This is a genomic window from Yoonia sp. 72 (assembly GCF_034652275.1).
GTDB lineage: Bacteria > Pseudomonadota > Alphaproteobacteria > Rhodobacterales > Rhodobacteraceae > Yoonia.
In genome coordinates this window covers 1,730,356-1,754,519 of the sequence record NZ_JAXIWG010000001.1, presented here as the reverse complement: position 1 = coordinate 1,754,519, position 24,164 = coordinate 1,730,356, and the positions used below count along the sequence as shown (strand labels likewise).

General features: G+C 61.1%; 24 protein-coding genes. 15 read left to right on the top strand and 9 right to left on the bottom strand.

Going from position 1 to position 24,164, the window contains the following annotated elements; genetic code table 11:
* The first annotated feature begins 4 nt into the window (after positions 1 to 4).
* From VCK47_RS08715 to VCK47_RS08690, 6 genes are read left to right on the top strand one after another with little or no spacing between them, the layout of a single operon-like run.
* Positions 5 to 1,990, top strand: coding sequence for a preprotein translocase subunit SecA (locus VCK47_RS08715; protein ID WP_322892012.1), 1,986 nt, complete (start codon positions 5 to 7; stop codon positions 1,988 to 1,990).
* A gap of 33 nt (positions 1,991 to 2,023) precedes the next feature.
* Entirely contained in the window at positions 2,024 to 2,842 is an 819-nt protein-coding gene (locus VCK47_RS08710) for an efflux RND transporter periplasmic adaptor subunit (RefSeq protein ID WP_322892011.1), read from the top strand.
* Position 2,843: 1 nt separating this feature from the next.
* Positions 2,844 to 3,575, top strand: a complete 732-nt coding sequence (locus tag VCK47_RS08705) for a hypothetical protein (RefSeq protein WP_322892010.1) — start codon at positions 2,844 to 2,846, stop codon at positions 3,573 to 3,575.
* Positions 3,572 to 4,450, top strand: coding sequence for a hypothetical protein (locus VCK47_RS08700; RefSeq protein ID WP_322892009.1), 879 nt, complete (start codon positions 3,572 to 3,574; stop codon positions 4,448 to 4,450). Before VCK47_RS08705 ends, VCK47_RS08700 begins: the two co-directional genes overlap by 4 nt.
* A complete protein-coding gene (locus VCK47_RS08695) occupies positions 4,437 to 5,447 on the top strand; it encodes a radical SAM protein (protein ID WP_322892008.1) in 1,011 nt (336 codons plus the stop codon). Before VCK47_RS08700 ends, VCK47_RS08695 begins: the two co-directional genes overlap by 14 nt.
* A 45-nt stretch (positions 5,448 to 5,492) precedes the next feature.
* Positions 5,493 to 6,614: a trans-sulfuration enzyme family protein gene (locus VCK47_RS08690; RefSeq protein WP_322892007.1), complete on the top strand. Its 1,122-nt coding sequence runs from the start codon at positions 5,493 to 5,495 to the stop codon at positions 6,612 to 6,614.
* Here VCK47_RS08690 and VCK47_RS08685 read toward each other — a convergent pair.
* A complete protein-coding gene (locus VCK47_RS08685; RefSeq protein WP_322892006.1) occupies positions 6,611 to 6,985 on the bottom strand; it encodes a rhodanese-like domain-containing protein in 375 nt (124 codons plus the stop codon). The genes VCK47_RS08690 and VCK47_RS08685 overlap by 4 nt on opposite strands.
* Before the next feature lie 104 nt (positions 6,986 to 7,089).
* On the bottom strand, positions 7,090 to 7,776 hold the full coding sequence (locus tag VCK47_RS08680; protein ID WP_322892005.1) for a response regulator transcription factor: 687 nt from the start codon (positions 7,774 to 7,776) through the stop codon (positions 7,090 to 7,092).
* A gap of 153 nt (positions 7,777 to 7,929) precedes the next feature.
* On the opposite strand from VCK47_RS08680, the gene ribA reads away from it, so the two are divergent.
* From ribA to VCK47_RS08660, 4 genes are all read left to right on the top strand, one after another.
* On the top strand, positions 7,930 to 9,009 hold the full coding sequence (gene ribA / locus VCK47_RS08675; RefSeq protein ID WP_322892004.1) for a GTP cyclohydrolase II: 1,080 nt from the start codon (positions 7,930 to 7,932) through the stop codon (positions 9,007 to 9,009).
* Positions 9,010 to 9,660: 651 nt separating this feature from the next.
* Positions 9,661 to 10,155 carry a L,D-transpeptidase family protein gene (locus VCK47_RS08670; RefSeq protein WP_322892003.1) on the top strand — a complete coding sequence of 165 codons (495 nt, stop codon included), beginning with the start codon at positions 9,661 to 9,663 and terminating at the stop codon, positions 10,153 to 10,155.
* Between the two features lie 68 nt (positions 10,156 to 10,223).
* On the top strand, positions 10,224 to 10,706 hold the full coding sequence (locus tag VCK47_RS08665; RefSeq protein WP_322892029.1) for an RNA pyrophosphohydrolase: 483 nt from the start codon (positions 10,224 to 10,226) through the stop codon (positions 10,704 to 10,706).
* On the top strand, positions 10,706 to 11,203 hold the full coding sequence (locus VCK47_RS08660; RefSeq protein ID WP_322892002.1) for a hypothetical protein: 498 nt from the start codon (positions 10,706 to 10,708) through the stop codon (positions 11,201 to 11,203). The genes VCK47_RS08665 and VCK47_RS08660 overlap by 1 nt, the downstream gene beginning before the upstream one ends.
* On the opposite strand, the gene VCK47_RS08655 is transcribed toward VCK47_RS08660, so the two are convergent.
* The 5 genes from VCK47_RS08655 to VCK47_RS08635 form a co-directional block, all read right to left on the bottom strand.
* Positions 11,174 to 12,361, bottom strand: a complete 1,188-nt coding sequence (locus VCK47_RS08655; protein WP_322892001.1) for a lytic murein transglycosylase — start codon at positions 12,359 to 12,361, stop codon at positions 11,174 to 11,176. The two genes, VCK47_RS08660 and VCK47_RS08655, sit on opposite strands and share 30 nt — an antisense overlap.
* A 134-nt stretch (positions 12,362 to 12,495) precedes the next feature.
* Positions 12,496 to 14,751 carry a ribonuclease R gene (rnr, locus tag VCK47_RS08650; protein WP_322892000.1) on the bottom strand — a complete coding sequence of 752 codons (2,256 nt, stop codon included), beginning with the start codon at positions 14,749 to 14,751 and terminating at the stop codon, positions 12,496 to 12,498.
* Positions 14,752 to 14,819: 68 nt separating this feature from the next.
* Positions 14,820 to 15,959: a succinyl-diaminopimelate desuccinylase gene (gene dapE / locus VCK47_RS08645; protein ID WP_322891999.1), complete on the bottom strand. Its 1,140-nt coding sequence runs from the start codon at positions 15,957 to 15,959 to the stop codon at positions 14,820 to 14,822.
* Positions 15,952 to 16,245: a DUF1244 domain-containing protein gene (locus tag VCK47_RS08640; protein WP_322891998.1), complete on the bottom strand. Its 294-nt coding sequence runs from the start codon at positions 16,243 to 16,245 to the stop codon at positions 15,952 to 15,954. Before VCK47_RS08640 ends, dapE begins: the two co-directional genes overlap by 8 nt.
* A gap of 11 nt (positions 16,246 to 16,256) precedes the next feature.
* On the bottom strand, positions 16,257 to 16,994 hold the full coding sequence (locus tag VCK47_RS08635; protein WP_322891997.1) for an N-formylglutamate amidohydrolase: 738 nt from the start codon (positions 16,992 to 16,994) through the stop codon (positions 16,257 to 16,259).
* Between the two features lie 104 nt (positions 16,995 to 17,098).
* On the opposite strand from VCK47_RS08635, the gene pyk reads away from it, so the two are divergent.
* The 4 genes from pyk (at position 17,099) to rplT (ending at position 19,490) form a co-directional block, all read left to right on the top strand.
* Positions 17,099 to 18,544 carry a pyruvate kinase gene (gene pyk, locus VCK47_RS08630; RefSeq protein WP_322891996.1) on the top strand — a complete coding sequence of 482 codons (1,446 nt, stop codon included), beginning with the start codon at positions 17,099 to 17,101 and terminating at the stop codon, positions 18,542 to 18,544.
* 30 nt (positions 18,545 to 18,574) lie between these two features.
* On the top strand, positions 18,575 to 18,799 hold the full coding sequence (locus tag VCK47_RS08625) for a hypothetical protein (protein ID WP_322891995.1): 225 nt from the start codon (positions 18,575 to 18,577) through the stop codon (positions 18,797 to 18,799).
* A 110-nt stretch (positions 18,800 to 18,909) separates the two neighbouring features.
* On the top strand, positions 18,910 to 19,110 hold the full coding sequence (gene rpmI / locus VCK47_RS08620) for a 50S ribosomal protein L35 (protein ID WP_322891994.1): 201 nt from the start codon (positions 18,910 to 18,912) through the stop codon (positions 19,108 to 19,110).
* Between the two features lie 17 nt (positions 19,111 to 19,127).
* Positions 19,128 to 19,490 (top strand): 50S ribosomal protein L20, encoded by a 363-nt coding sequence (rplT, locus tag VCK47_RS08615; protein WP_322891993.1) that lies wholly within the window; start codon positions 19,128 to 19,130, stop codon positions 19,488 to 19,490.
* Between the two features lie 229 nt (positions 19,491 to 19,719).
* Here rplT and VCK47_RS08610 read toward each other — a convergent pair whose 3' ends face one another.
* Positions 19,720 to 21,060, bottom strand: coding sequence for an AAA family ATPase (locus VCK47_RS08610; RefSeq protein WP_322891992.1), 1,341 nt, complete (start codon positions 21,058 to 21,060; stop codon positions 19,720 to 19,722).
* 213 nt (positions 21,061 to 21,273) lie between these two features.
* Here VCK47_RS08610 and pheS point away from each other — a divergent pair, with 213 nt between their 5' ends.
* Positions 21,274 to 22,347 carry a phenylalanine--tRNA ligase subunit alpha gene (gene pheS / locus VCK47_RS08605; protein ID WP_322891991.1) on the top strand — a complete coding sequence of 358 codons (1,074 nt, stop codon included), beginning with the start codon at positions 21,274 to 21,276 and terminating at the stop codon, positions 22,345 to 22,347.
* Between the two features lie 107 nt (positions 22,348 to 22,454).
* On the opposite strand, the gene VCK47_RS08600 is transcribed toward pheS, so the two are convergent.
* The gene (locus VCK47_RS08600; protein ID WP_322891990.1) at positions 22,455 to 24,107 is read right to left on the bottom strand and encodes a thiamine pyrophosphate-binding protein; all 1,653 of its coding nucleotides are present in this window, start codon (positions 24,105 to 24,107) and stop codon (positions 22,455 to 22,457) included.
* Positions 24,108 to 24,164: the final 57 nt, after the last annotated feature.

The window sequence follows — 24,164 nt, the reverse complement described above, 5'->3', positions numbered from 1 at the left end:
CCGGATGCGCCTGCCGCGCATCGTCCATTATGCCGAAGCGCAGGACCGCGAGGATACCGAAGTTGATCGCGCATGGGCCTGGGTGCAGGGTGCGTTTGTGGCGCAGGGCGCGCGCTGGCGCGCTTTGCGTCTGCGACCGATCCTGCGGGCGGTCCGGCGACACGAAGCCCGGTATGCCGCGATGTCGGATGACGCGCTCCGCGCGGCTGTCCGCGATCTGCGTATCATGCTGCGCCAGCGCCTGCGGGGGCATGACCTGCCCACAGCCGCCGCGGGCGAGGCTTTTGCCCTGATCCGCGAAGCCGCGACCCGCGTGCTGGGCAAGCGGCACTATGATGTGCAGATCCTCGGGGCCTGGGCGATGCTGCGCGGGCAGATCGGTGAAATGCGCACAGGCGAAGGCAAGACGCTTTGTGCGACGCTGGCTGTGGCGACAATCGCGCTATCGGGGCGTCAGGTACATGTCATGACCGTGAACGACTATTTGACCGAACGCGATGCCGAGGAAACAGGCCCGCTTTACGACTTTCTGGGTCTGACGCGCGCCACCGTGCTCGAAGGGCAGGACGGACCGACGCGGCAGGCGGCCTATCTGCAGGACATCGTTTACGGAACCAACAAGGAACTGGCCTTTGATTACCTGCGCGACCGCGCGATCCTGCGCCGCAGCCCCGGCAATCTGCAACGCAAGGTCGACAAGCTGGTCCCCGGTGGCGGCCTGACGGAACCGTTGCGGATGCAGGGTCTGCCCTTTGCCATTCTCGACGAGGCCGACAGCGTGCTGATCGACGAGGCGCGCACGCCGCTTATCATTTCCGGCGCGGGTGTGCTGGAAGGCGGGATGCCGGACGAGGTGTTCATCGCGGGGATGGCGGCGGCGCGGGATATGGTCGAAGGCCGGCACTTCAAGTTGCCGCGCGGGGTCAAGCGGGTCGAGATTCTGGATGCCGGATATGATTTTCTTGACGATCTGACAGAGGACCGCACCGACACATTCGCGATCCCCGTGATCCGCGACCATGCCGTGCAGCAGGCATTGAATGCGCTGCATCTATTCCATCTGGGCGATGCCTATATCGTTAAGGACGACAAGGTGCAGATCGTGGATGAAAACACCGGCCGGACCATGCCGGACCGGACATGGTCGGACGGGCTGCACCAGATGATCGAACTGAAAGAAGGGCTGGAGATTTCGCCCACCAACGAAACCCTGTCGCGCATGACCTACCAGCGGTTTTTCCGCCGCTATGGCCGGTTGGGTGGCATGACGGGCACCGCGCAAGATGCGGCATGGGAATTGTGGACGGTCTACAAGCTTGCCGTCGTCAAGATCCCGACCAACAAGCCCGACATCCGCACAAAGGCCCCCGACCGCGTGTTCCGCACCGCAGAGGCAAAGTGGCAGGCGATCACAGCGCGGGTGGCGCAATTGCATGCGGCGGGCAAACCGGTGCTGATCGGCACGCGGTCGATCCTTGCGTCGCAGGAAGCCAGCGTGCGGCTGACGGCGGCGGGCCTGCCGCATATGGTCTTGTCTGCCGATCAGGACGCGGACGAGGCGGCGATCGTCGCGCAGGCGGGCCAGCCCGGCCAGATCACCGTCGCCACCAATATGGCGGGCCGTGGCACGGACATTAAACTCGGCCAGGGTGTGGCGGCAAACGGCGGGCTGACGGTGATCCTGACCGAAAGACACGACAGCCGCCGCGTTGACCGCCAGCTCGAAGGGCGCTGCGGACGGCAGGGTGAACCCGGCCGCAACGAGGCATATCTGAGCCTTGAGGATGATCTGATGCAGGGGCCGGATGCTGCCCGCGCGCGCAGGCTGGCCTATCTTTTGTCGTTTGTTCTTGGCACGGCTGCGGTCGGCGGTTTCATCCGCAGCCGCCAGCGCCGGACCGAAACCCTGCACGCCCAGTCCCGCCGCGACCTGATGAAGCAGGACCGCCAACTGGGGGATATCATGGCCTTCTCTGGTCAACTTGAATAGACTTGCGCTAACGTCCTGACAGGAGAGAATTGGATGCGAACCACACTCACGCTTGCGGTTGTTCTTTGGGTCGCTGCCACGGCTGGACAGGCGCAGGGGCTTGCAGATCGGGAATTCGACTGTGTCATGGACCCCGCCGATGTCATCGACGTGGGCGCGCCTGTTGCGGGTCTGCTGGAGGAAGTGACCGTCAGGCGCGGCAATACGGTGACCGAAGGACAGGTCATCGCACAGTTGGAAAGCAGCGTGGAACGCGCCACAATCGGCCTGCTGGAAATCCGCGCCAACAACGAGGTGGCCATTCAGGCGCAGACCGCCCGACGGGACCTTATCATGATCCAGCGCGAAAGGATCGCGACGCTGGTGGAACGCAATGTCGCCTCTGCCGACCAGTTGCAGGAAATCGCGGCGGAACTTGTGACCGCCGAGGCGTTGCTGGCGCAGGCGGTGCTGGACAAGGAAATCGCCGAACAGGAACTGGCCCGCGCGCGCCAACAGCTTGACCAGCGCACCATCAAGAGCCCGACCGACGGTGTCGTTCTGGTGCGTAACCTGTCCGCTGGTGAATTTGTGGCGGCGAACGGGGCGATCGTGTCGATCGTGCAGATGGACCCTTTGCTGATCGAGGCGTTCCTGCCGGTCGAACTTTACCCTGAAATCCGCGACGGGATGCTGGCGACAGTCGCCCCCGCCGCACCGATCACCGACAGTTTTCAGGCGCGCGTGACGGCCTTCGATCAGGTGTTCGATGCCGCCTCTGGCACGTTCGGGGTGGAACTGGAACTGCCCAACCCCGACGGGCTGCTGCCCGCTGGTCATCGCTGCATCCTGACCTTTCCTCAGGCAGGTTGAGATGAGCGTTGCACGTCTGCTGTCGGTGACCGCAGGTCTAGACGCGCCGCGCATTTTTGAACGCTCCGTCAAGCTTAGCCATGCGGGACTGTCCGAGGATCGCGGGTTGGTCAGCATGGACCGCCGTGCGCTTTATCCCGCGCCGCGCACCACCCTGACCGAGACCTGCACAGCGCTGGGCTGCCCTGATCCTGCGCCCTTGCTGGACCATCTGGCAGCGGCGCAGGCCGTGCATTTCGGGGCTGATGGGGAGATCGGCAAATGCTATCTGGAATTCGCGCCCAACAGTGCCCCTTTGCCTGATCTGGTTTTTCTGGCGCTCAAATGGCAGGGCGATGCGGTTGGGCTGGCTCATTACACCAGCCTTGCGCAGCGCAGCCATGCTGAAAAGGCTGCGATGATCGACACGCTGGTGTTTGACCATGTCGTGCGGGCCGTGGCACGCCGCTGCCTTGATCTGGCCCGCGATGGCGATCCTGACGGCACGGCGGTGGTGCTGCATGTCACAGAACCGGACAGCAGGCGGGCATCGCTTGATATTTCGGTCGCGGATGCGCGCCGTTCGCTGGCAGAGGCGGCATCGTTCCTTGACCCGCTGTTTTCTGCCTTTGAACTTGAAGGGGCCGCTTTCCTGCAGACGCATGGCGCCGCGCGCTTTGGCCATCTGGCGGTCGGGATGGACCGGCATGGGGCACCTTTCGCGACGCTGTATTTCGGCGCGCAGGCGCTATGATTGACTGGGGCGCAAAGGCACGGGCGCAATTCAGCAGACCGGGCGATCCGGCGCTGGATTTCTGCCTCTGGCCTTACGAGCCGCCCCGTACGCCGACAAGCGACGCGCTGCGGTCCGTCGCACTGTTGTATGAAAGCTTCGCGGTCGCGGGACTGGGTGACGATATGCTGGCCTTGACCGACGCGATCCGCGACCGCTGGGGGCGGTTCGTCACGGTCTGGGGGATGAAATGGTCCGCCACCGGCCCAAGCTGGGAGTTTTATTTCTATGACTATGCCCGCGCGGACCGGCGGCTGGGCGTTTCCGACTTTCTAGTCGCGACCAGTGCGCATCTGTCCTGCGACCTGATCCCCGATGACAGACTGCCCTATTTCATGTTCTCGGTCGAAATCACGCCGCAGAACCTGGCGGGCGCGCCGCTTGACCAGATCGACCTTTATATGGGCAATCCGGGGTCGAATGTGTCCTCTGGTATCTGCTACGGTCTGACCCGCGCCGGCTATGAGATGCGCAATTTCTATTTCTTCTTCGATGCGCAGCGCGAGGCGGTCCAGATCACAGACAAGCTGACCGAATCCGTGCATCTGGCACCCACGGTTCAACTGGATCATCTGCTTTGGCCGCAGATGGCGGGCGCGCAAACCATCGTCGTGGCCAATAAGCAAAGGCGTGACGGGCTGTACTTTTCGCGCATCCGCGCCGTGCAACTGGCGTATTTTCTGCAAAAACTGGATTTTCCCGCCCCTTTGCAGGAATTCCTGTCAGAAAATCGGGACGCGCTGGATCATCACCTTTATGATGTAGGATGGGATTTTGAAACAGATGCGGATGGACGGGTCCATCCTGTCAAAGGCAGTTTTTATGGGCTCCTCTGAACATCACCCTGTTGCCGCTTTGGATGTCGTGCAGGCCCCCGGTGCGCGCATCGGTCTGACCACGCCTGTCGAGCAGTTGGGGCGGTTGCGGGGGCTGAGCCTGCGGGACCATGAGAAATACGTCTCTTTGACGATGGAGTTTCGCTGCAATCTCAAATGCGTGCATTGCATGATCGAAGGCACGATGGATCGGCTGGCACCCACATCGGACGAGACGCTGGACCGCATCTGCCGCGATCAGGCCGAAACCGGACGCTGGGAAGGGCTGGTCCTGACAGGGTCGGAAATCACGTTGCGCCGTGACCTGCCTGACATCGCCCGCAAAGCGCGCGCAGCGGGATTTGCCCATGTGCGCATCCAAACGCACGGGATGCATCTGGGCCGTACGGATTACGCCGACAGGCTGGTGGATGCGGGCGTTGATGAATACTTTGTCTCGGTCGCGGGGTCGGACGCCGAAAGCCACGACCGCATCACGCAAGTGCCGGGGGCGTGGGACAAGATGATGCAGGGCATGGCGCATCTGGACAGCTACGACCATGTCCGGCTCATCACCAATTCGGTCATCACGACGCAAAGCTACAGGCTGCTGCCTGGCATGGTCGATGCGCTGGCGCATCTGAAAAGGCTGGTCCAGATGGAATTCTGGAACTTCTTTCCGATGGCAGAGGATGACCCCAAGGACCTTGCAGCAAAGCACAGCGATATCCTGCCTTACTTGCGGGAAGCGATCGGCAAATGCCGCGCACAGGGCCGCTATGTCGAGGTCAAGAATTTCCCCGAATGCCTGCTGGGTGATTACGGCGATGCGGTGGTCAATGCCCAACCGCTGCTGGTCATCGACCCTGAATTCTGGACCGAATTCGACCGTAACGGGTTTTATCAATGTCCGCATCAGGCCAGTTGCGGATCGACCGAATGTCTGGGCCTGACCACCGCCTATATCGCCAAGTTCGGCGATGAACGCGACCTGCTGGTGCCGTTGCCGAAAACCTGAGCAAGGCCCCTTGCATCGGCCAGCGGACATGCCACAGATAGCGGCATGAAAAAGTCATTGCACCCCGCCACTATCGCCGCCCATGCCGCAGGCGCGCTTGACCCGCAATCGGGCGGCGTCGTTCCTGCGCTGCAGCCGTCCACCACCTTCCTGCGTGATGAAAACTACGCGCTGGTACGGCCGGACAACATCTATTCACGCGATAATTCCGACAATATGCGGCAGGCCGAGGCGGTGATCCGCGCACTGGAAAATGCGCAGGATACGCTGCTGTTTCCGTCCGGCATGGCGGCGATAGCTGCCGTGTTTCGCGCGCTGCCGAACCGCGCGACGGCGATTGTGCAGGCGGGCATCTATTGGGGCACGACCGCATGGGTGCGCGAATTCTGCGCGCGGCGCGAGATCACGCTGATCGAAGTGCCTGCGGCCGATCTGGTCGAAACCTGCCGGACACATCCCGCTGATCTGGTGATGATCGAGACCCCGTCGAACCCGTGGTTGCTGACAGTCGATATCGCGGCGGTCAAACAGGCGACCAAAGGCATCTTGCTTGTCGACGGCACCGCTGCCACCCCGATCCTGACGCGCGCGCTGGATCATGGCGCCGATATCGTGATGCATTCCGCGACCAAAGGGATCAACGGCCATTCCGATGTGCTGGCGGGCGTCCTGTCCACCGCTGCCCCCGATACAGACGTCTGGCAGGCGATCAAGGCCGACCGCAAGATGGCGGGCGCGATCCTAGGCCCGTTCGAGGCGTGGTTGCTGACCCGCGCCATGCGCACCCTGCCTTTGCGGGTGGAGCGGATGTCGCAGAACGCGCTGGCCCTGGCGCAGCATCTGATGGCGCATGATGCGGTCGCGGATGTGTTCTATCCGGGGCTGCCGCACCATCAAGGCCATGACATCGCCCTGCGTCAGATGCAGGGCGGTTTCGGAAGCCTGTTGTCGGTGCTGGTCAAAGGCGGGCGCGAGGATGCGCTCCGCGTGACGGGCAAGCTGGAGTTGTTCCTGCGTGCCACGTCACTGGGGGGTGTCGAAAGTCTGGTGGAACACCGGCACACGATCGAACCGCATACCGGTATTCCGGAAAACCTGATCCGCGTCAGCGTAGGGATCGAGCATATCGACGATCTGATCGCTGACTGGGATCAGGCGCTGGCTTAATCCTCGACGGGGCCGCCCGCGTCTTTCCAGTCGCCGATGCCGCCGACGTTGATGACATTGGGATAGCCCATGTCCTTCAGCGTCTTGCCCGCAAGGGCCGCCTGTCCGCCCAGACCGCAGACAAGGTAATAGGTCTTGTCCTTGTCAAAGAAGGGTTTGTGAAACTTTGACGTCGGATCGGCGGCAAATTCGATGAAGCCGCGCGCCACGCGTTCTGCGCCTTTGATCGTGCCCGAATTGGCGATGTCGCTGCTGTCACGCACGTCGATAAAGACCCCGGCCCCTTCGGCATGTTTCGCGATAGCATCCTTGCTGTCGATGCGGGTGACGACGGCATTCGCTTCGTCAAGATAATCCTGAGCTGTTTTCATGATACTGTCCTAGCTGTTTGTGACGTTGAAAAAACGCCCGGGCACAAGGCCCGGGCAAGTCCAACAGGGAGGTTGGTGATATAACCCGATCACCTGCGGGGTCCTTATGAAACCAATCTGTAGCCACCTTGTTCCGTCACCAGCAAACGGGCGTTGGATGGGTCGGGCTCAATCTTCTGGCGCAGGCGGTAGATATGGGTTTCCAGCGTGTGCGTGGTGACACCCGCGTTATAGCCCCAGACCTCGTGCAGCAGCACGTCGCGGGCAACCACGCCATCGGTGGCGCGGTAGAGATACTTGAGAATATTCGTCTCTTTCTCGGTCAGGCGGACCTTTTTGTCATCCTCGGTAATCAGCATCTTCTGCGCGGGCTTGAATGTGTACGGCCCGAGCTGGAAAATCGCATCCTCGGATTGTTCATGCGTGCGCAGCTGGCTGCGGATCCGCGCCAGAAGCACCGGAAACTTGAACGGCTTGCTGACGTAGTCATTCGCGCCCGCATCCAGGCCAAGGATCGTATCGGCGTCGCTGTCCTGCGCGGTCAGCATGATGATCGGGCATTTGATCCCCTGCTTGCGCAGACGGCGGCAGAGTTCGCGGCCATCGGTATCAGGCAGACCGACATCAAGGATCATCAGGTCGTAAAGGCTTTCCTTGGCTTTTGTGATGGCGCTTGCACCATCGTCTGCCTCGAAAACATCGAAGTCCTCGGTCATCAACAATTGTTCGCCCAGCGCTTCGCGCAGATCGTCATCATCGTCCACCAGCAAGATCTTTTTGAGTTGTGCCATGACATCCTCCTTCGTTACGTCACTGATCTGTGAACAAGATACGGTTTGCACAAGTTTTCCGGCGCAAGCCTCACACGGACGTGTGATATCGCGGGGTTTTGTTTCACTTCTGGATGAAAAAGGCTATCAGGTGAAACAATTGACAGGTGGCGCATGACAGGTTTTTCCCCCGATATCACCGAACGGCTGGCCCGCGCGCGGGCCGATCTGCGGATGGGTGTGCCTGTCGTGCTGGAAGGCGGGGCTGTGGTGCTGGCTGCGGAAACGCTCGATGCCGACCGTCTGGCGCATCTGCGCACCTTGGGTGGCGCGCCTGTGTTGGCAATCACAAGCTGGCGGGCCCAGACGCTGAAAGCGCGCGCCTATGACGGCGATCTGGCGCGGATCGCTCTGCCGCCGGATGTGGGTCTGTCTTGGGTGCGGTCCGTGGCCGATCCTGCCGATGATCTGCGCGCGCCGATGAAAGGCCCGCTGCGCAGCATACGTGATGGCGACGCTGACCTGCACCGCGCCGCCATCGCCCTGACCAAGGCCGCGCGGCTGTTGCCTGCCGCCTTGGTGCTGGCGGTCGATGATGCGGCTGCTTTTGCCAAAACGCATGACCTGACCCTGATCCCCGGGGCTGCCGCACTTGACCTGACGCTCAGCCCGCTGCGCCCTGTCATCAGCGCCCGCCTGCCGCTGGAAGTGTCAGAGGCGGGACGGTTGCATATCTTCCGTCCCGACGACGGTGCCGAGGAGCATTACGCCGTCGAAATCGGCCAGCCTGACCGGTCGCAGCCCGTGCTTTCGCGCCTGCATTCGGCCTGTTTCACGGGTGATCTGCTGGGGTCGCTGAAATGCGACTGCGGCCCGCAATTGCGTGGTGCATTGGCGCAGATGGGAACGGAAGGGGCAGGGGTGCTGCTTTACCTCAATCAGGAAGGGCGCGGCATCGGGCTGGCCAACAAGATGCGCGCCTATTCGTTGCAGGATCAGGGTTTCGACACGGTCGAGGCGAACCACCGTTTGGGCTTCGAGGACGACGAACGCGACTTCCGCATCGGCGCGGAGATCCTCAAAAAGATGGGTTTCAGCGCCGTGCGCCTGCTGACGAACAACCCCGCCAAGGTCGCGCGGATGGAAAGCTGCGGGATCGCTGTGGTCGAACGCGTCCCGCTGAAAGTGGGCGAGAACCGGCACAACACCGGATACCTTGCGACAAAGGCCGCGAAATCGGGGCATTTGCTGTAGGGGGTGGCATGTCCGCTTTGCGGACCTTACGGCCCTTGGTTTAGTGCGCTCTAAGGTCCGCTTAGGTACACCGTCCAACAACCGGCGGCTTTTAGAGTTTCAAATTCAACCGAGAGGGTGCGAAATTTTTACGGCGAATGGCTGTTGCTATGGTCAGTCATGAATCCTGACGTGGCGCTCCTCGCGATTGCACCTCGGTCATATCCAGGACCTGGACAATGTGCAGTGTGCGTCTGGCGCGGAGCGTGCGCTTTTTTGTAACGCCTACGTGCTATCGTCAGGACCACGGTGATCGCTAAAATCACAAAAACCAAAGTAATGATGATTTGACTAGCTGTCATACAAAAGGCCCCATGCTGTAAGTTCCCTCTTGGACATGTGTAAATCAAGGTTTCAACTGACCTCAAGTTTGGCTTGTCGATTAGTAATCTTTTTCACAGAAACGCTTCTGCTTGTATGTCCGCTAAACGACTTAACTTATGTTGCCACATAGTTCGCTCAAAACCCAAACAGTTATTGAAGGTCTTTGCATCGACGGCGATAGCGGACGTCGATGCATCATGCAGCATACGTAAAAGAGGGCTAAAGCAGCCTCACTTCAACAGCACATTTCTACTGACACCCTCGCCGCCGCCCGCTATCCCTCACCCCATGAAACCTACCGACCTCGTCCTGACCCCCACACACCTGCGGTTCCTCAACCGCCGTTTCCCCTGCACCATCGGGCGCGGTGGTTTGAGCAAACGCAAGAAGGAAGGCGATGGCGCCACCCCCATTGGCACGCACCGGCTTGTCGGCATGCTCTACCGCCCCGACCGGATGGCGCGGCCTGCGGATTGGGCGCTGCCGATCAAGCCCGGTGATCTGTGGTCCGATGATATCCGCGACCCCGACTACAACATGATGGTGCGCGCGCCGCACCCCTTTGGCCACGAACGCCTGCGCCGCGCCGATCCGATGTATGACCTCATCATACTGACCGACTGGAACTGGCCCTATGCGGTCAAGGGGCGGGGGTCGGCGATTTTCATCCACCAATGGCGCGGCAAGGGGCGGCCCACCGCGGGCTGCATCGGGCTTGACCGGACCCATCTGCGCTGGATCGCCGCCCGTATCCGGCACGAAACACGGCTTGTTATCGCATAACCGCTGGACCTTGTGGCTATCTCTGGTCAAAGAAACAGGAGCAGCCCATGAAACACCAAGGCCCTTTCATGACCACCGACGAAATCGCCAATCTTCCCTATCGGCCCTGCGTCGGCGTCATGCTGATCAATCCGCGCGGCCATGTCTTCGTGGGCCAGCGTCTTGATCGCGACACTGACGCCTGGCAAATGCCCCAAGGCGGTGTGGACAAGGGCGAAAGCACCCGCACCGCCGCCCTGCGCGAGCTGGAAGAAGAAACCGGCATCACCCCCAACCTTGTCAGTGTCGAGGCTGAAACGGCAGGGCTGATCCCCTATGACCTGCCGGTCGAACTGGTGCCGCATATCTGGAAAGGCCGGTATCGCGGGCAGGAACAGAAATGGTTCTTGATGCGGTTTCACGGGCAGGACAGCCAGATCAACCTGCAAACCGACCACCCCGAATTTTCCGCCTGGAAATGGGTGCCGCCTGCTGATCTCGTCGCGGGGATCGTGCCGTTCAAACGCACGGTCTATGAACGCGTGCTGGCCGAATTTGCAGGCAAATTCTGATGCGCGCGCTCTTTACGCCAGCCGTCGCACTGGCGGTGGTGGGATCACCGGTGCAGGCGCTCTCCTGCCTGCCCACTGATGCGGTCACGACCTTCTCTGCGATGACTGCGGAAAGCGAAGGTTTCATCCTGCTGCACGGGACGCTGGATTTCGACACCAGCACCTTGCCCGCCTTCATCGAAACCGAGCCGACACCTGCGCCCGCGCCGATTGACGCGACATTCACCGGCACGGAACTGATCACAACAGGCGAAAGCGCGGTCATGACCATCCCTGCCACCTTGCAAATCACTTGCGCAGGGCCGTGGTGCGGCACTGCCAGCAGCGGGCAGGAGGCGGTGATCTTTGCCGCAGGCGACACGGATGCAATTGATGTCTTTGTCGGTCCCTGTGGCGGGCAGGTCTTTTACGACCCCACGCCCGAGATGATCGCAGCCCTCACGACCTGCCTGCAGGATGGCGCCTGTTCAGCGGAGCATTTGCAGCAAACCGACTGACGGATGCCCGTCCGGCACAAGACCCCGGCTGCGCTGGAACCCCATGATCGCGCCGCGCGTATTGGGCCCGATCCGGCCATCCACACCGCCGGTATCGAACCCAGCCTGCGTCAGCCGTTCCTGCAACTCGCGCCGCTCTGCGCTGCGCAAAGGCTGGTCGTCGGCAGGCCAGGGGCGGGTGAAAGGGCCAGCCCCGCGCAACCTGTCCGCCAGATGCCCGACGCCGAAGATATAGGCCTCGGCATTGTTGTAGCGGCCGATCACGCTGTAATTGGAAAACAGCAGGAACGCCGGGCCATTCGCCCCCGTCGGCGTGGTCAGCGTGGCAAGCCCGTGGTCCGGCACGGCGCGCCCGTCGGCCCCGATGACACCGATCCGCGCCCACTCCGCCGTGCTCTGGCTGACGCGCCGTCCGGTCTGGGTATAGTCGAACCCCTGCGGCAAGATCACCTCGACACCCCAAGGCTGCCCGCGTGTCCAGTCAAAGGCGCGCAGATAGGCCGCGGCACTGGCCAGCGCATCGCTCGGATCGTCGCTCCAGATGTCGCGGCGCCCGTCGCCGGTAAAATCGACGGCATAAGCCTGATAGGACGTGGGAATGAACTGCGTATGTCCCATCGCCCCCGCCCATGATCCGGTCATGCGGTCGGGTGTCGTGTCGCCGCGCTGCAGGATCAGCAGGGCGGCAATCAGCTGTTCTTCAAAGAATGCCCCCCGCCTGCCGTCATGGGCCAGCGTCGCCAGCGTCGAGATCAGCGGGACAGTGCCACGGTTCGCGCCGAAATTGCTTTCCATACCCCAGATTGCCGCGACAACCTGCGGTTCCACTCCGAAACGCGCCTCGATCGCGGTGAAGAGCGGGGCAAGCTCCGCCAGCTTGGCCCGCCCCGTGCTGATCCGCGTGTCGGACACGGCCGAAGCCATGTAATCCCCGAAAGGCCGTACGAATTCGGCCTGATTGCGGTCCCGCTCGATACTATCGGGCAAATACTGCGCCTGCGCGAATGCCGCTGTGAAGGTTACGTCGCTCACCCCCGCCGCCGCTGCGCGCCCGCGAAAGCCCGCCAGCCAGTTGGCAAAAGTCCCTGCATCGGCCCGCGCCGTCTGTCCTGCGATCACGGCGCTGCCTGCCAGCGCGAAAAAATGCCTGCGATTCATCTCTGCCCTCGTTTGTTTTCCCCAAGGATACAGGATTTTGCGCAAGGCGACACGTCACAGCGCGTCGCAGGGCAGCTTTCTGCCGCCCTGACTTCTTTTTTCCAAAAATACTCCCGCCGGAGGCATAGAAGTTCTTACTTGCGGCTGCGCTTGGCCTTGCGGGCGATCTTGACCGCCTTGGCCTTGGCGCCGGCCTGTTTGCGGCGGGCAGGCTTGCCACGCGCCACACCCGGACCGCGCGGCATGGTCCGTTCATCCAGCGTCAGCAATTCCACGATCAGCCCGCCGGTCACGGGGGCCGCCTCGATCAGTTTCACTGTGACACGCTGGCCCAGCCGGATCAGCGTGCCGGTGTCGGACCCCATCAGCGTCTGGCTGTCGGGATCGTAATGGAAATATTCGCGCCCCAGCGTGCGGATCGGGATCATCCCATCAGCACCGGTTTCGTCCAGTTTCACAAAGACCCCGAATTTCGCGATCCCGCTGATCCGCCCGCCCATTTCGACCCCGATCCGGTCGGACAGAAAGGCCGCCAGATAGCGGTCGGTCGTGTCGCGTTCGGCGGCCATCGACCGGCGTTCGGTGTCGGAGATCTTTTGCGCGGTATCGCCAAGGTTCTCGACATCCCAAGGCAACAGCCCGTCCTTGCCCCAGCCATGCGCGGCGATCAGCGCGCGGTGCACGATCAGGTCGGAGTAGCGGCGAATGGGCGATGTGAAATGCGCGTAAGACCGCAAGGCCAGCCCGAAATGCCCGAAATTGTCGGGGCTGTAATAGGCTTGCGTCATCGACCGCAGTGTCGCCATGTTGATGAGTTCGGATTGTTCTGTCTCGCGCGCGGCCAGCAACAGCCGGTTCAGATGCGCCGTTTTCAGCACCTGCCCTTTGGCCAGCACCAGCCCCGACGCCTGCACCACTTCGCGCAGGGCGTCCAGCTTGTCGGGGTTCGGTTCCTCATGCACGCGGAACAGCAAGGGCGATTTCTTGGCAATCAGCGTCTCGGCGGCGGCGACATTGGCCAGCACCATAAACTCCTCGATCAGCCGGTGCGCATCCAGCCGTTCCTTGAATTGCACCGATGTGACCTTGCCATCGTCATCCAGCACGATCTGGCGTTCGGGCAGGTCCAGTTCCAAGGGCTGGCGCTGCGCGCGGGCTTTGACAAGTGCTGCATAGGCGGCATAGATCGGGCGCAGGATATCGTCGATCAAGGGTGCCGTCTTGTCATTCAGCTGCCCGTCGATCGCGTCCTGCACTTCTTCGTAGTTGAGCGAGGCCACTGATTTCATCAGCCCGCGATGGAATTCATGCCCGATCTTCTGCCCATGGGCGTCGATCCGCATGGCGACAGCGATACAGGCGCGGTCCACGCCTTCGTGCAGGGAACACAGATCGCCCGACAACCGGTCCGGCAGCATCGGCACCACACGGTCGGGGAAATAGGTGGAATTGCCACGCTTGCGCGCCTCATGGTCCAGCGCGGTATTGGGCCGGACGTAAGCCGCGACATCCGCGATGGCGACCCAGATGATGAAACCACCGTCGTTCTTGGGGTCGGGGTCCACCTCGACATAGCAGGCGTCGTCATGGTCGCGCGCATCCCATGGGTCGATGGTGATCAAGGGCAGGTCGCGCAGGTCCTTGCGACCTTTGACGCCGACGGGTTCGGCCGCGTCGGCCTCGGCCACGGCATCATCGGGGAAATGGTCGGGAATGCCATGCTGGTGGATCGCGATCAGCGATACCGCGCGCGGCGCCGTTGGATCACCCAGTCGCGCGACGATGCGGGCCTTGGGCAAGCCAAGGCGACCTTTGGGGCCCGCCTGTTCGGCCTCGACCAGTTCGCCATCCTTGGCACCACCCGTGGCACCGGCAGCGACGACCCATTGCTTGTCCGCACCCTTGTCGATGGGCAGCACGCGGCCACCCTCTGATCCGGCACGGAACACGCCCAATATCCGCATCGGATTGGTGCCGATCCGGCGGATCATGCGCGCGGTGTGGCTGTGCTCTTCGGTCTTGTCGACCGTCAGGCGGCCCAGAATGCGGTCGCCCGCGCCCAAAGCCGGATCGCTCGAACGCAACAGCATCAGCACACGCGGTTCCGGTCCTTGGCCCGTCCATTCCAGCGGTCGCGCGAACAGATCGCCATCCGCATCGGGCGCCATGATTTCCAGCACGGCGACGGGCGGCAGATCTTCTACATCGCGATAGGACGACCGGCGCTTTGTCAGCTTGCCCGCCTCTTCCAGTTCCTTGAGAACGCGCTTGAGGTCGATCCGCGCCGCCCCCTTGATCCCGAAGGCCTTGGCGATGTCACGCTTGGCGGTCTGGGTGGGGTTGTCGGATATCCACGCGAGGATTTCGGATTTGGAAGGGATCTGTGTCATGCCGCTGCCCTAGCATGGCACGGACAGGGCGTCATCACATTTACAGATAAGGTGTATTCAAATGTGCCTTACGCAAAATAATCACGCAAGATCCGCCCGTAGATCGCCTTGAGCTGCACGATCTGGTCCACCGCGACCCGTTCATCGACCTGATGCATGGTTTTGCCCACAAGCCCGAATTCGACGACGGGGCAATGGTGCTGCACGAAGCGCGCATCCGATGTGCCGCCCGAGGTGGACAATACAGGATCGCGGCCTGTTTCGGCCTGCACCGCGCGGCCCACCAGATCAGACAGTTCACCGGGCGGGGTGATGAAACTTTCGCCCGACACCTTGACCTGCATCGCGATCCGCACACCGAAATCGGCGGCGACTTTATCGGCGACGCCTTGCATCCAGTCCGTCAGGCTTGCGCCCGAATGCAGGTCGTTGAAGCGGATATTCACGCCTGCGCGGGTCTGCGCGGGGACTACGTTGGTGGCCGCATTGCCGGTATCAATCGTCACCACCGCAAGGGTCGAGGGGTCGAAATGCACAGTGCCTTGGTCAAGCGCGTGACTGGCCAGAATATCCACCAGCCGCGCCACCGCGGGCAGAGGGTTCTTTGCGCGGTGCGGATAGGCGGAATGGCCCTGCACGCCGGTCACGGTAAAGGTCGCGTTCAGTGACCCGCGCCGCCCGATCTTCATCGCCTCGCCCATGATATCGGGGCAGGTGGGTTCGCCCACCAGACAGACCGACATCGCTTCGTTGTTCTGGCCCATCCAGTCGAGCAAGGCGGTCGTGCCGTCAAGCGCGTCTCCTTCCTCATCCCCCGTGATCGCCAGAATGATCGCGCCGTCGGGCGGCGTGTCCGCCACGAAATCAATCGCGGCGGCGGCGAAGGCCGCGACGCCGGATTTCATATCCGTCGCCCCGCGCCCGTAAAGATAGCCGTCCTTGATGACTGCACCGAACGGCGGCACGGTCCAAGCCGCCTCGTCGCCAAGTGGCACGACATCGGTATGGCCATTGAACCCGAAGGTCCGGTTCGCGCCCTGCCGCCCCCAACGCGCGAAAAGGTTGGACACGCCGCCACGGTCGACGCGGGTGCAGGTGAAGCCCCCCTTGGTCAGCACGTCTTCGAGCAATACTAGCGCGCCGCCTTCGACGGGCGTGACGGACGGGCAGCGGACCAGATCGGCGGTCAGGGCGACGGGATCAATCATGGGATTCCTTGAACGCCTCTTGTGCGGCGGGGCTCGCCTCGGTCTGGTGCTGGGCGCGCCAGTCGTCATAGGGCATGCCATAAAACGCCTCGCGGCCTTCGTCCTTGGTCATGGGAATCCCGCGTGCGTTCGCGGCTTCCTGATACCAGCGGGACAGGCAGTTCCGGCAAAAGCCTGCAAGGTTCATCATGTCGATGTTCTGCACATCCGCGCGGTCGTCCTGCAGATGCTGGCGCAGGCGGCGGAATGCGGCGGCCTCTAGCTCAATGCGTGTCTGGTCGTCCATGTCGTGCTCCTTCATAGCTGGCTGTCGTTCAGGACATTTTGCAGGATCGGCGCAAGCCGGTCGGCCCAAGCCATCTGCCCCGCCTCATCCGCGATCAGGTCCTGGCGTAATTCGATCAAGACATTGGGGCGGCCATGTTGCAAGGCGTGCCGGTCAATCGCATCCCCGGGCAGGTGGCCTGCATAGGGTTCATTCTCGCCCGTGCACCAACCTTCAGCGCGGCAGGCGGCGATGAAGGGCTTGGCCAGCCGGTCGTCATGGGCGAACAGCACGCCAACCTCCCAAGGGCGCGGCGCGCGCGACCGCAGGCGGGGGGTGAAGCTGTGGATCGCGCAGATCACCGGGCGCTGCATCTTTGCCGCCAGATCGGCATAGGCGGTGTGATAGGGCCGGTACAGACGGTCCAGCCGTTCGGTCAGGTCCTGCGGTCCCGCATGGCGGTTGCCCGGAATGATCGTGCCGTCGTACAGGCGCATCAGCAGGGTCGGGTCATCCTCGCCCCGGTTGGGGTCGATTACCAGCCGCGAAAAGCACGACAGGATCGCGGGACTGTCCAGCAGCGCCGCCAGATGCCGCGTCACCCCCGCCGCCCCGATGTCATAGGCGATGTGGCGGCCCATGTCGGCAGCGGGCAGGCCCAGATCGCCGCCCTGCACCCAATCGGGCACATGGTTGGTCGCGTGGTCGCAGGTCACAAGCCACCGGCCGGGCCGGTCCGCGCCCTCGATCTCATAGGCTGGGTGTGTCATTCTCATGTCACTGCATTTAGGCTAGTTGTCGGCGGAAGGGAATTGCGCAATAAGGGCGCAAAGGCCGCCGTTACCGCTAACGGACATTACCAAAGGGATTGATTATGAAACGCCACCGCAACGTCAAGATCGTCGCCACGCTTGGCCCCGCTTCCAACGATTACGCGATGATCCGCGCCTTGCACGAAGCGGGCGCCGATGTGTTCCGCCTGAACATGTCGCATGGCGACCACGAGGAAATCCGCAAGCGGCACGCCATCATCCGGCAGGTGGAAAAAGATCTCGACAGCCCGATCGCCATTCTGGCGGATTTGCAGGGGCCGAAACTGCGCGTCGGCGTCTTTGCTAATGGCGAGGAAGAACTGGTGCCCGGTGCCGCGTTCCGGCTTGATCTCGACAAGGCGGAAGGCGATGTGAACCGCGTCTGCCTGCCGCACACCGAGATTTTCGACGCGCTGGAACCCGGTGCGCATCTGCTGGTCAATGACGGCAAGATCAAGCTGCGCGTCAAGGATTGCGGCGCGACCTTTGCCGATTGCGAGGTCATCGTCGGCGGCACCATTTCCAACCGCAAGGGCGTGAACGTGCCGGACGTGGTGCTGCCGCTGGCCGCGCTGTCGGACAAGGACCGCAAGGATCTGGAATTCGTCTGCGAGCTGGGCGTGGACTGGCTGGCGCTGTCCTTCGTGCAACGCCCCGCCGACGTGGACGAGGCGCGCGTGTTGGCCAAAGGTCGTGCCGCGATCCTGTCCAAGATCGAAAAGCCTGCAGCGGTCAAGAATTTCGACGACATTCTTGCCGTCAGCGACGGGATCATGGTTGCGCGTGGCGATCTGGGCGTCGAACTGCCCGTGCAGAACGTGCCGCCGATTCAGAAACAGCTGGTGCGCAAATGCCGTGCAGCGGCCAAGCCTGTGATCGTGGCGACACAGATGCTCGAATCCATGATCGAAAGCCCGATGCCGACCCGCGCCGAAGTGTCCGATGTCGCGACCGCGATCTATGAAGGCGCCGATGCGATTATGCTGTCGGCGGAATCGGCAGCAGGGTCCTATCCGATCGAGGCAGTGACGACGATGAACAATGTCGCCACCGAGGTCGAAGCCGACCCCACCTATACCGAGATCATCGAAGCCTCGCGCCGCGCCGTGCGCAATTCGGTCGCCGACGGCATCGTCGCCGCCGCGCGCGAGATCGCGGAGACGACCGATATCAAGGCGATCTGCTGTTTCTCGCAATCGGGCACCACTGCCCTTCTGGTGGCGCGCGAACGCCCGCGTGTGCCGATCATCGCGCTGACCAGCCATATCCGCACTGCGCGGCGGCTGTGCCTGTCATGGGGCACCAATTGCGTCATCACCGGCGAGGTCAACCGCTTCAAGGATGCCGTTGTCGCGGCGGTCCGTGCGGCTCTGGCGCAGGGCATGGCCACGAAAGAGGATATGGTCGTCGTCACCGCAGGCGTGCCGTTCAACACGCCGGGCTCCACCAATATCCTGCGCGTCGCCCCCTGCGAGGAGCGTTTGATTTACGCCTCCGAAACGGAATAAGGTCCGACGGGAACGACAAGGACAGCTTTCGTGGACTTTGATCTGATTTTCGTGACCGGACTGGTCGTGGTGGTGTTCGGGATACCGATGCTTGTCAGCGCCTATGCTGACAGGCGCTGGCCACGCAAGGCGGTGCTGATGTTCCTGCTGGGTGGCGGGGCCATGTTCTATGCGATGCAGGAAAACCCCGGTGTCTATACGGCCGGAACGGTGGACGAGGTGATCGTCGCCGTGATCGGCCGTTATATCAACTGAACAGGCTTGCGCCTTGGGCCGTAGCGTCCTATAGGGCAGCCTTCACCCGCGCGTCCGGCCAGTATGGCATGCCGAGTCGCGCGTTAGACCGACCTTAAGAGGAGACGGAAATGCCGAAGATGAAAACGAAATCGAGCTGCAAAAAGCGGTTCAAAGTGACGGCCACCGGCCGCATTCTGGCGGGCCAAGCCGGAAAGCGCCACGGCATGATCAAGCGCACGAACAAATTCCTCCGTAACGCTCGTGGCACGTCCACATTGAGCAAGCAAGACGAAGGTATCATCAAGCCGATGATGCCTTACGCACGTTGATTAGAGGGATTTGAGATATGCGCGTTAAAGGCGGAACCGTTACCCATCGTCGTCACAAGAAAGTTCTTGATGCGGCAAAAGGCTATTATGATCGCCGGTCCAAGACCTTCAAGGTCGCCAAGCAGGCCGTCGACAAAGCCAACCAATATGCCACCCGCGACCGGCACAATCGCAAGCGCAACTTCCGCGCTTTGTGGATCCAGCGGATCAACGCCGGTGTGCGTTCGGTGGACGAGACACTGAACTACTCCAAGTTCATCAACGGTCTGGCACTGGCCGGTATCGAAGTCGACCGCAAGGTTCTGGCCGATCTGGCCGTGAACGAACCCGAAGCGTTCGCGACGATTGTTGGTCAGGCGAAAGCGGCGATGCCTGCTTAAGGTTTGCTGCGACGGAATGAGGAAAGGCCGCCCTGTGATGGGGCGGCCTTTTGCGTTGGGGGCGGATGTCCAGCGCAGGAAATGGTACGCTTTGTGGGGAAAAGCCCAAATTTTCTGTAGCTGCTCCAGTTTCTGCTTCTTTTTTTGCGAATGGACAGACTCAACTACCCAAAGACGTTGCAAAATATGATACAACCAACTTCCCAACAGTCCTTTAGCTAGTCAAATACTACCACTGAATCGATTTTGGATAATTCTCATCAAAAGCCAGCCCGGAGTGCTTCAATCTCCTTACTTTTACTTCTTCGTCGTCCTGCTGCAGCGTCAGCGACGACCGCAGCGCTCCACGTATAGCCGGAGTTCTGATCTGAAAATGGTTTCCATCTTTGCTAGCCTTCAATATGCCAGTGCTAATTTTTGATAGACTCGAAAGTGTTCGCTTTGTGGCTGGCTTAACCGTGTCACAGTATCGAGGAAAAAACTTCTCTAAAAGTGCTGTTATGTCGTCCTTACTAAAGTATGGATCTTCAATTTGAGCCAAGCAGAAAAGAACCTTAGACTTTAGCCGACCGCTCGATTTGTCTGATGAAACGATGCTATCAATCAAGGTGAAGGCGCTTTTGTCAGACGACACCACCCAATCAACAATAGCTTTTTCGACCAGCTCTTGATTTATTTCTCCGTCGGCTTCCTCTGCAGCAAGCGAAGCAAGTAGACATACATCGTGTAAGTACTGAGGGACCCGGTTTGTAGCAGTGGCAATCGCACGAAGGCATAGATCAAAGTCGTAACTGAATTTAAGTTTGAGTAACTCGATAAAGCCACGCTTCATGAATTCCTCAGCTTGGTCTGGCTCCAGTTGACCCATTTCAGGAATTTCATAGATCCGGTTAGATATTGTTTGATAGTGATTACCCTCAGACAGTATTTTTGATAACTCGAACGGAACACCAACAACAGCAATGGAGATATCACCATTCGCTTCGTCGTTATTGTCAATTTCCATAATTTTTGACTGGATAAATGATATGAGATTTGGTTTATCTATGATGTGCTCGACATTTTCAAAAACGATCACTCCGCGCGTAAAGTTTTTTTCGCTACGCATCAGTGTGCACATTCTTTTAAACGGTGAGCTTACGTTGCGCTTGTAGCTTAAGGATTTTTTTTCACGAACACCTGCTCGCATCGGCCGAATGTCTAACTCCCGCTCTTCTTCTTTTTCTTGTATTTCAAATTCTTCCAACCTAGCAATTCTGTCGAGAAGTATTAAATCAACGTCATCTTGATCTTGACACGTCCCCAAATCCAATACTGAAAAACTTACTCCAAGGTCTGCAAAGACTTTTCTATAGAGCCAAGATTTTCCACATCCACTGTCACCGTAAATCACAATGCAATAATTGCTGTCCAAAGCTCGCTTCATCGCTCGCTCTTGTTCAAACCTTGAAATATACATTTTTTGATTGACGCGCGGAGCGCGTGGTGTGAAAACCTCCTTTGGCTTACTTCGCCCAAACAGCATATATGTCTCCCAAAGATTTAACACAGCTATTGCAGTAAAAGCCAAAATTGCTACTGGTGGCAACTATTCTAACAAACGGTCTAGTTGCGCAAGTCATTTTGCAACGCGTTAGCTTAGCAGTCGTTCCTGAATAACGCATTATTGGTTTTTTTTGGCCTCCGGACTGCCATTGCACATTCTACCTGCGGCCCCCCCACCCACCTTGCGCGAACCCCGCCCTTTCGCTAACCCCTGCACAACCAGATCAAGAGGCGCGACATGGACGACCTGAAAGCCAAATACCTTTCCCTGATTGCCGCTGCCGGTGACGAGGCCGCGATTGAAGACCTGCGGGTCAGTGCCCTTGGCAAGAAGGGCGAGATCAGTCTGCAGATGCGCGAACTCGGCAAAATGACGCCCGAGGAACGCCAGACCGCCGGCCCCGCGCTGAACGCGCTGAAGGACGAGATCAACAGCGCCTTGGCCGCCAAAAAGGCCGCCCTCGGCGATGCCGCCCTTGATGCGCGGCTGCGCGGCGAATGGCTCGACGTGACCCTGCCATCGCGCCCCCGCCGTCAGGGGACGATCCACCCGATCAGCCAAGTGACGGAAGAAGTCACCGCTATCTTTGCCGATATGGGTTTCAGCGTCGCCGAAGGGCCGCAGATCGAATCGGATTGGTACAATTTCGACGCACTGAACATCCCCGGCCACCACCCCGCGCGGGCGGAAATGGACACGTTCTACACCCACCGCGCGCAGGGCGATAACCGCCCGCCCCATGTGCTGCGCACCCACACCAGCCCCGTGCAGATCCGTAGCATGGAGGCGTCAGGCGCCCCCACCCGCATCATCTGCCCCGGTCGCGTCTACCGCGCCGATTACGACCAGACCCACACCCCGATGTTCCATCAGGTCGAAGGGCTCGCCATCGACAAAGACATCTCCATGGCCAACCTGAAATGGGTGCTGGAAGAATTCGTGAAATCCTATTTCGAGGTGGACCACGTCGATATCCGCTTCCGCGCGTCGCATTTCCCCTTCACCGAACCCTCGGCAGAGGTGGATATCCGCTGTTCCTGGGAAGGCGGCACGCTGAAAGTGGGCGAAGGCGACGATTGGCTCGAAATCCTCGGCTCCGGCATGGTGCACCCCAAGGTGCTGCAAGCGGCAGGCGTGGACCCGACCCAGTGGCAGGGCTTTGCCTTTGGCATGGGCATCGACCGCATCGCGATGCTGAAATACGGCATCCCCGATCTGCGGGCGTTCTTTGATTCCGACCTGCGCTGGCTGCGGCATTACGGCTTTGCCGCGCTGGACGTGCCGACGCTGCATGGCGGGTTGTCGCGGTAGGTTTGGTGGTCCCGCCCTGCAGCGCCGGGCAGCCCCCGACCCTCCCCCCGGGGAGGGGGCTTTACCCCCACCCCAGGCTCGGGGGCTGCCCTCTTGTGTGATGGTCCTTACCGCGCCAGTGCCGCCGCCCTGACCGCGCTCAGCGTGGCGCCTGTGCTCAGCGCTTCTTCATCCACCTTGCAGGCGATGATCGCGAACGTCCCTGCGGCCTGCGCGCGGCCGAACGCCGCGACGAAATCGGCCGAGGTCGTGACCGTCTCGCCATAGCCGCCATAGGCGCGGGCGAGGGCGGCGAAATCGGGGTTGGCCAGCATCGTGCCCGACACCCGCCCCGGATAATGCTTTTCCTGATGCATGCGGATCGTGCCGTAGCGGCCGTTGTCCATCACCACGACGATCGGTGTCGCCCCGTGTTGCGCAGCGGTGGACAATTCGTTGCAGGTCATCTGGAAACAGCCATCCCCCGCCAAACAGACCACCGTCCGGTCGGGATATTCCAGCGACGCCGAAATCGCCGCCGGAAAGCCGTATCCCATCGACCCCGATGTGGGTGCCAGCTGGGTGCCGTGTTTCTTGTAGACGAAATAGCGGTGCAGCCATGCCGCGTAATTGCCTGCGCCGTTGGTCAGGATCGCATCGTCGGGCAGATGGTCGGACAGCCATTTGATGACCTGTTCCTGTTTCAGCGCGCCGGGGCTTTCTTGCGAGCTGATCCATGCGTCGTAATCGGCGCGCGCGGCGGCGGTCCAGTTGGACCAGTCACCGACAGGGCTTGCCGCGACCAGCGCGCGAAGGGCGGCGGGGGCGGTCGCCACTACGCCGATCTCGGGGGCATAGACGCGCCCGATCTCGTTCGCGTCGGCATGAATGTGGATGATGGTTTTCTGCGGGGCGGCAGGATCGACCAAGGTGTAGCCCTGCGTTTCGATATCGCCGAAACGGGTGCCGATCAGCAGTAGCAGGTCCGCTTCGCGCACACGCGCAGCAAGGCGCGGATTGATCCCGACGTTCAGGTCACCCGCATAGCAGCCGTGGTGGTTGTCGATGTAATCCTGCCGGCGGAAACCGACCGCGACAGGCAGTTGCTGCTGTTCGGCGAAAGCCTGCAGGTTGGTCTGCGCCTGTGCGTTCCAATGCGGCCCACCCACCACCACCAGCGGGCGTTCGGCCTGTCCCAGCGCGTGCAGGATGGCTTGTGTCGCCTCGCTGGGCATCTGCGCCTCATGCACCGCGCCCAGCCGGATATCGGGCACATCGGCCACATCGCTCAGCATGTTTTCGGGCAGGGCAAGCACGACAGGGCCGGGCCGGCCCGACATCGCCACGCGGAACGCGCGCCCGATGTATTCGGGCAGCCGGTCGGTGTCGTCGATCTGGGCGACCCATTTGGCGATGGGGCCGAACATGGCCTTGTAATCCACCTCCTGAAAGGTCTCGCGGTCGGTGTGGCGGTTGTCGATCTGGCCCACGAACAGCACCATCGGGGTGCTGTCCTGCATCGCAATATGGATGCCCGCGCTGGCATTTGTCGCCCCCGGTCCGCGCGTGACGAAACACACGCCGGGCTGGCCGGTCATCTTGCCATAGGCTTCGGCCATCATCGCGGCGCCACCTTCCTGTCGGCAGACGATATTGGCGATACCGCTGTCGTAAAGCCCGTCGAGAGCGGCCAGAAAGCTTTCGCCCGGCACCGAAAACACCCGTCTCACACCCAGCTTTTCGAGTTGATCGCTGAGTATTTTTCCGCCGTGCCGTTGCATGATTGTCGTCCTTGCCAGTTCGCGCAGATCATGTGCGAAAGCCACGGGTTGTTCAAT

Excerpts from the sequence above, each read along its gene's own strand:
- VCK47_RS08695 (WP_322892008.1), top strand. The coding sequence starts at position 4,437 with ATGGGCTCCTCTGAACATCACCCTGTTGCCGCTTTGGATGTCGTGCAG.
- VCK47_RS08635 (WP_322891997.1), bottom strand. The coding sequence starts at position 16,994 with ATGACACACCCAGCCTATGAGATCGAGGGCGCGGACCGGCCCGGCCGG.
- VCK47_RS08705 (WP_322892010.1), top strand. The coding sequence starts at position 2,844 with ATGAGCGTTGCACGTCTGCTGTCGGTGACCGCAGGTCTAGACGCGCCG.
- rpmI (WP_322891994.1), top strand. The coding sequence starts at position 18,910 with ATGCCGAAGATGAAAACGAAATCGAGCTGCAAAAAGCGGTTCAAAGTG.
- VCK47_RS08685 (WP_322892006.1), bottom strand. The coding sequence starts at position 6,985 with ATGAAAACAGCTCAGGATTATCTTGACGAAGCGAATGCCGTCGTCACC.
- VCK47_RS08665 (WP_322892029.1), top strand. The coding sequence starts at position 10,224 with ATGACCACCGACGAAATCGCCAATCTTCCCTATCGGCCCTGCGTCGGC.
- pheS (WP_322891991.1), top strand. The coding sequence starts at position 21,274 with ATGGACGACCTGAAAGCCAAATACCTTTCCCTGATTGCCGCTGCCGGT.
- VCK47_RS08660 (WP_322892002.1), top strand. The coding sequence starts at position 10,706 with ATGCGCGCGCTCTTTACGCCAGCCGTCGCACTGGCGGTGGTGGGATCA.
- VCK47_RS08670 (WP_322892003.1), top strand. The coding sequence starts at position 9,661 with ATGAAACCTACCGACCTCGTCCTGACCCCCACACACCTGCGGTTCCTC.
- VCK47_RS08710 (WP_322892011.1), top strand. The coding sequence starts at position 2,024 with ATGCGAACCACACTCACGCTTGCGGTTGTTCTTTGGGTCGCTGCCACG.
- VCK47_RS08700 (WP_322892009.1), top strand. The coding sequence starts at position 3,572 with ATGATTGACTGGGGCGCAAAGGCACGGGCGCAATTCAGCAGACCGGGC.
- VCK47_RS08680 (WP_322892005.1), bottom strand. The coding sequence starts at position 7,776 with ATGGCACAACTCAAAAAGATCTTGCTGGTGGACGATGATGACGATCTG.
- rnr (WP_322892000.1), bottom strand. The coding sequence starts at position 14,751 with ATGACACAGATCCCTTCCAAATCCGAAATCCTCGCGTGGATATCCGAC.
- ribA (WP_322892004.1), top strand. The coding sequence starts at position 7,930 with ATGACAGGTTTTTCCCCCGATATCACCGAACGGCTGGCCCGCGCGCGG.
- VCK47_RS08640 (WP_322891998.1), bottom strand. The coding sequence starts at position 16,245 with ATGGACGACCAGACACGCATTGAGCTAGAGGCCGCCGCATTCCGCCGC.
- VCK47_RS08690 (WP_322892007.1), top strand. The coding sequence starts at position 5,493 with ATGAAAAAGTCATTGCACCCCGCCACTATCGCCGCCCATGCCGCAGGC.
- VCK47_RS08655 (WP_322892001.1), bottom strand. The coding sequence starts at position 12,361 with ATGAATCGCAGGCATTTTTTCGCGCTGGCAGGCAGCGCCGTGATCGCA.
- dapE (WP_322891999.1), bottom strand. The coding sequence starts at position 15,959 with ATGATTGATCCCGTCGCCCTGACCGCCGATCTGGTCCGCTGCCCGTCC.
- VCK47_RS08600 (WP_322891990.1), bottom strand. The coding sequence starts at position 24,107 with ATGCAACGGCACGGCGGAAAAATACTCAGCGATCAACTCGAAAAGCTG.
- rplT (WP_322891993.1), top strand. The coding sequence starts at position 19,128 with ATGCGCGTTAAAGGCGGAACCGTTACCCATCGTCGTCACAAGAAAGTT.
- pyk (WP_322891996.1), top strand. The coding sequence starts at position 17,099 with ATGAAACGCCACCGCAACGTCAAGATCGTCGCCACGCTTGGCCCCGCT.
- VCK47_RS08715 (WP_322892012.1), top strand. The coding sequence starts at position 5 with ATGCGCCTGCCGCGCATCGTCCATTATGCCGAAGCGCAGGACCGCGAG.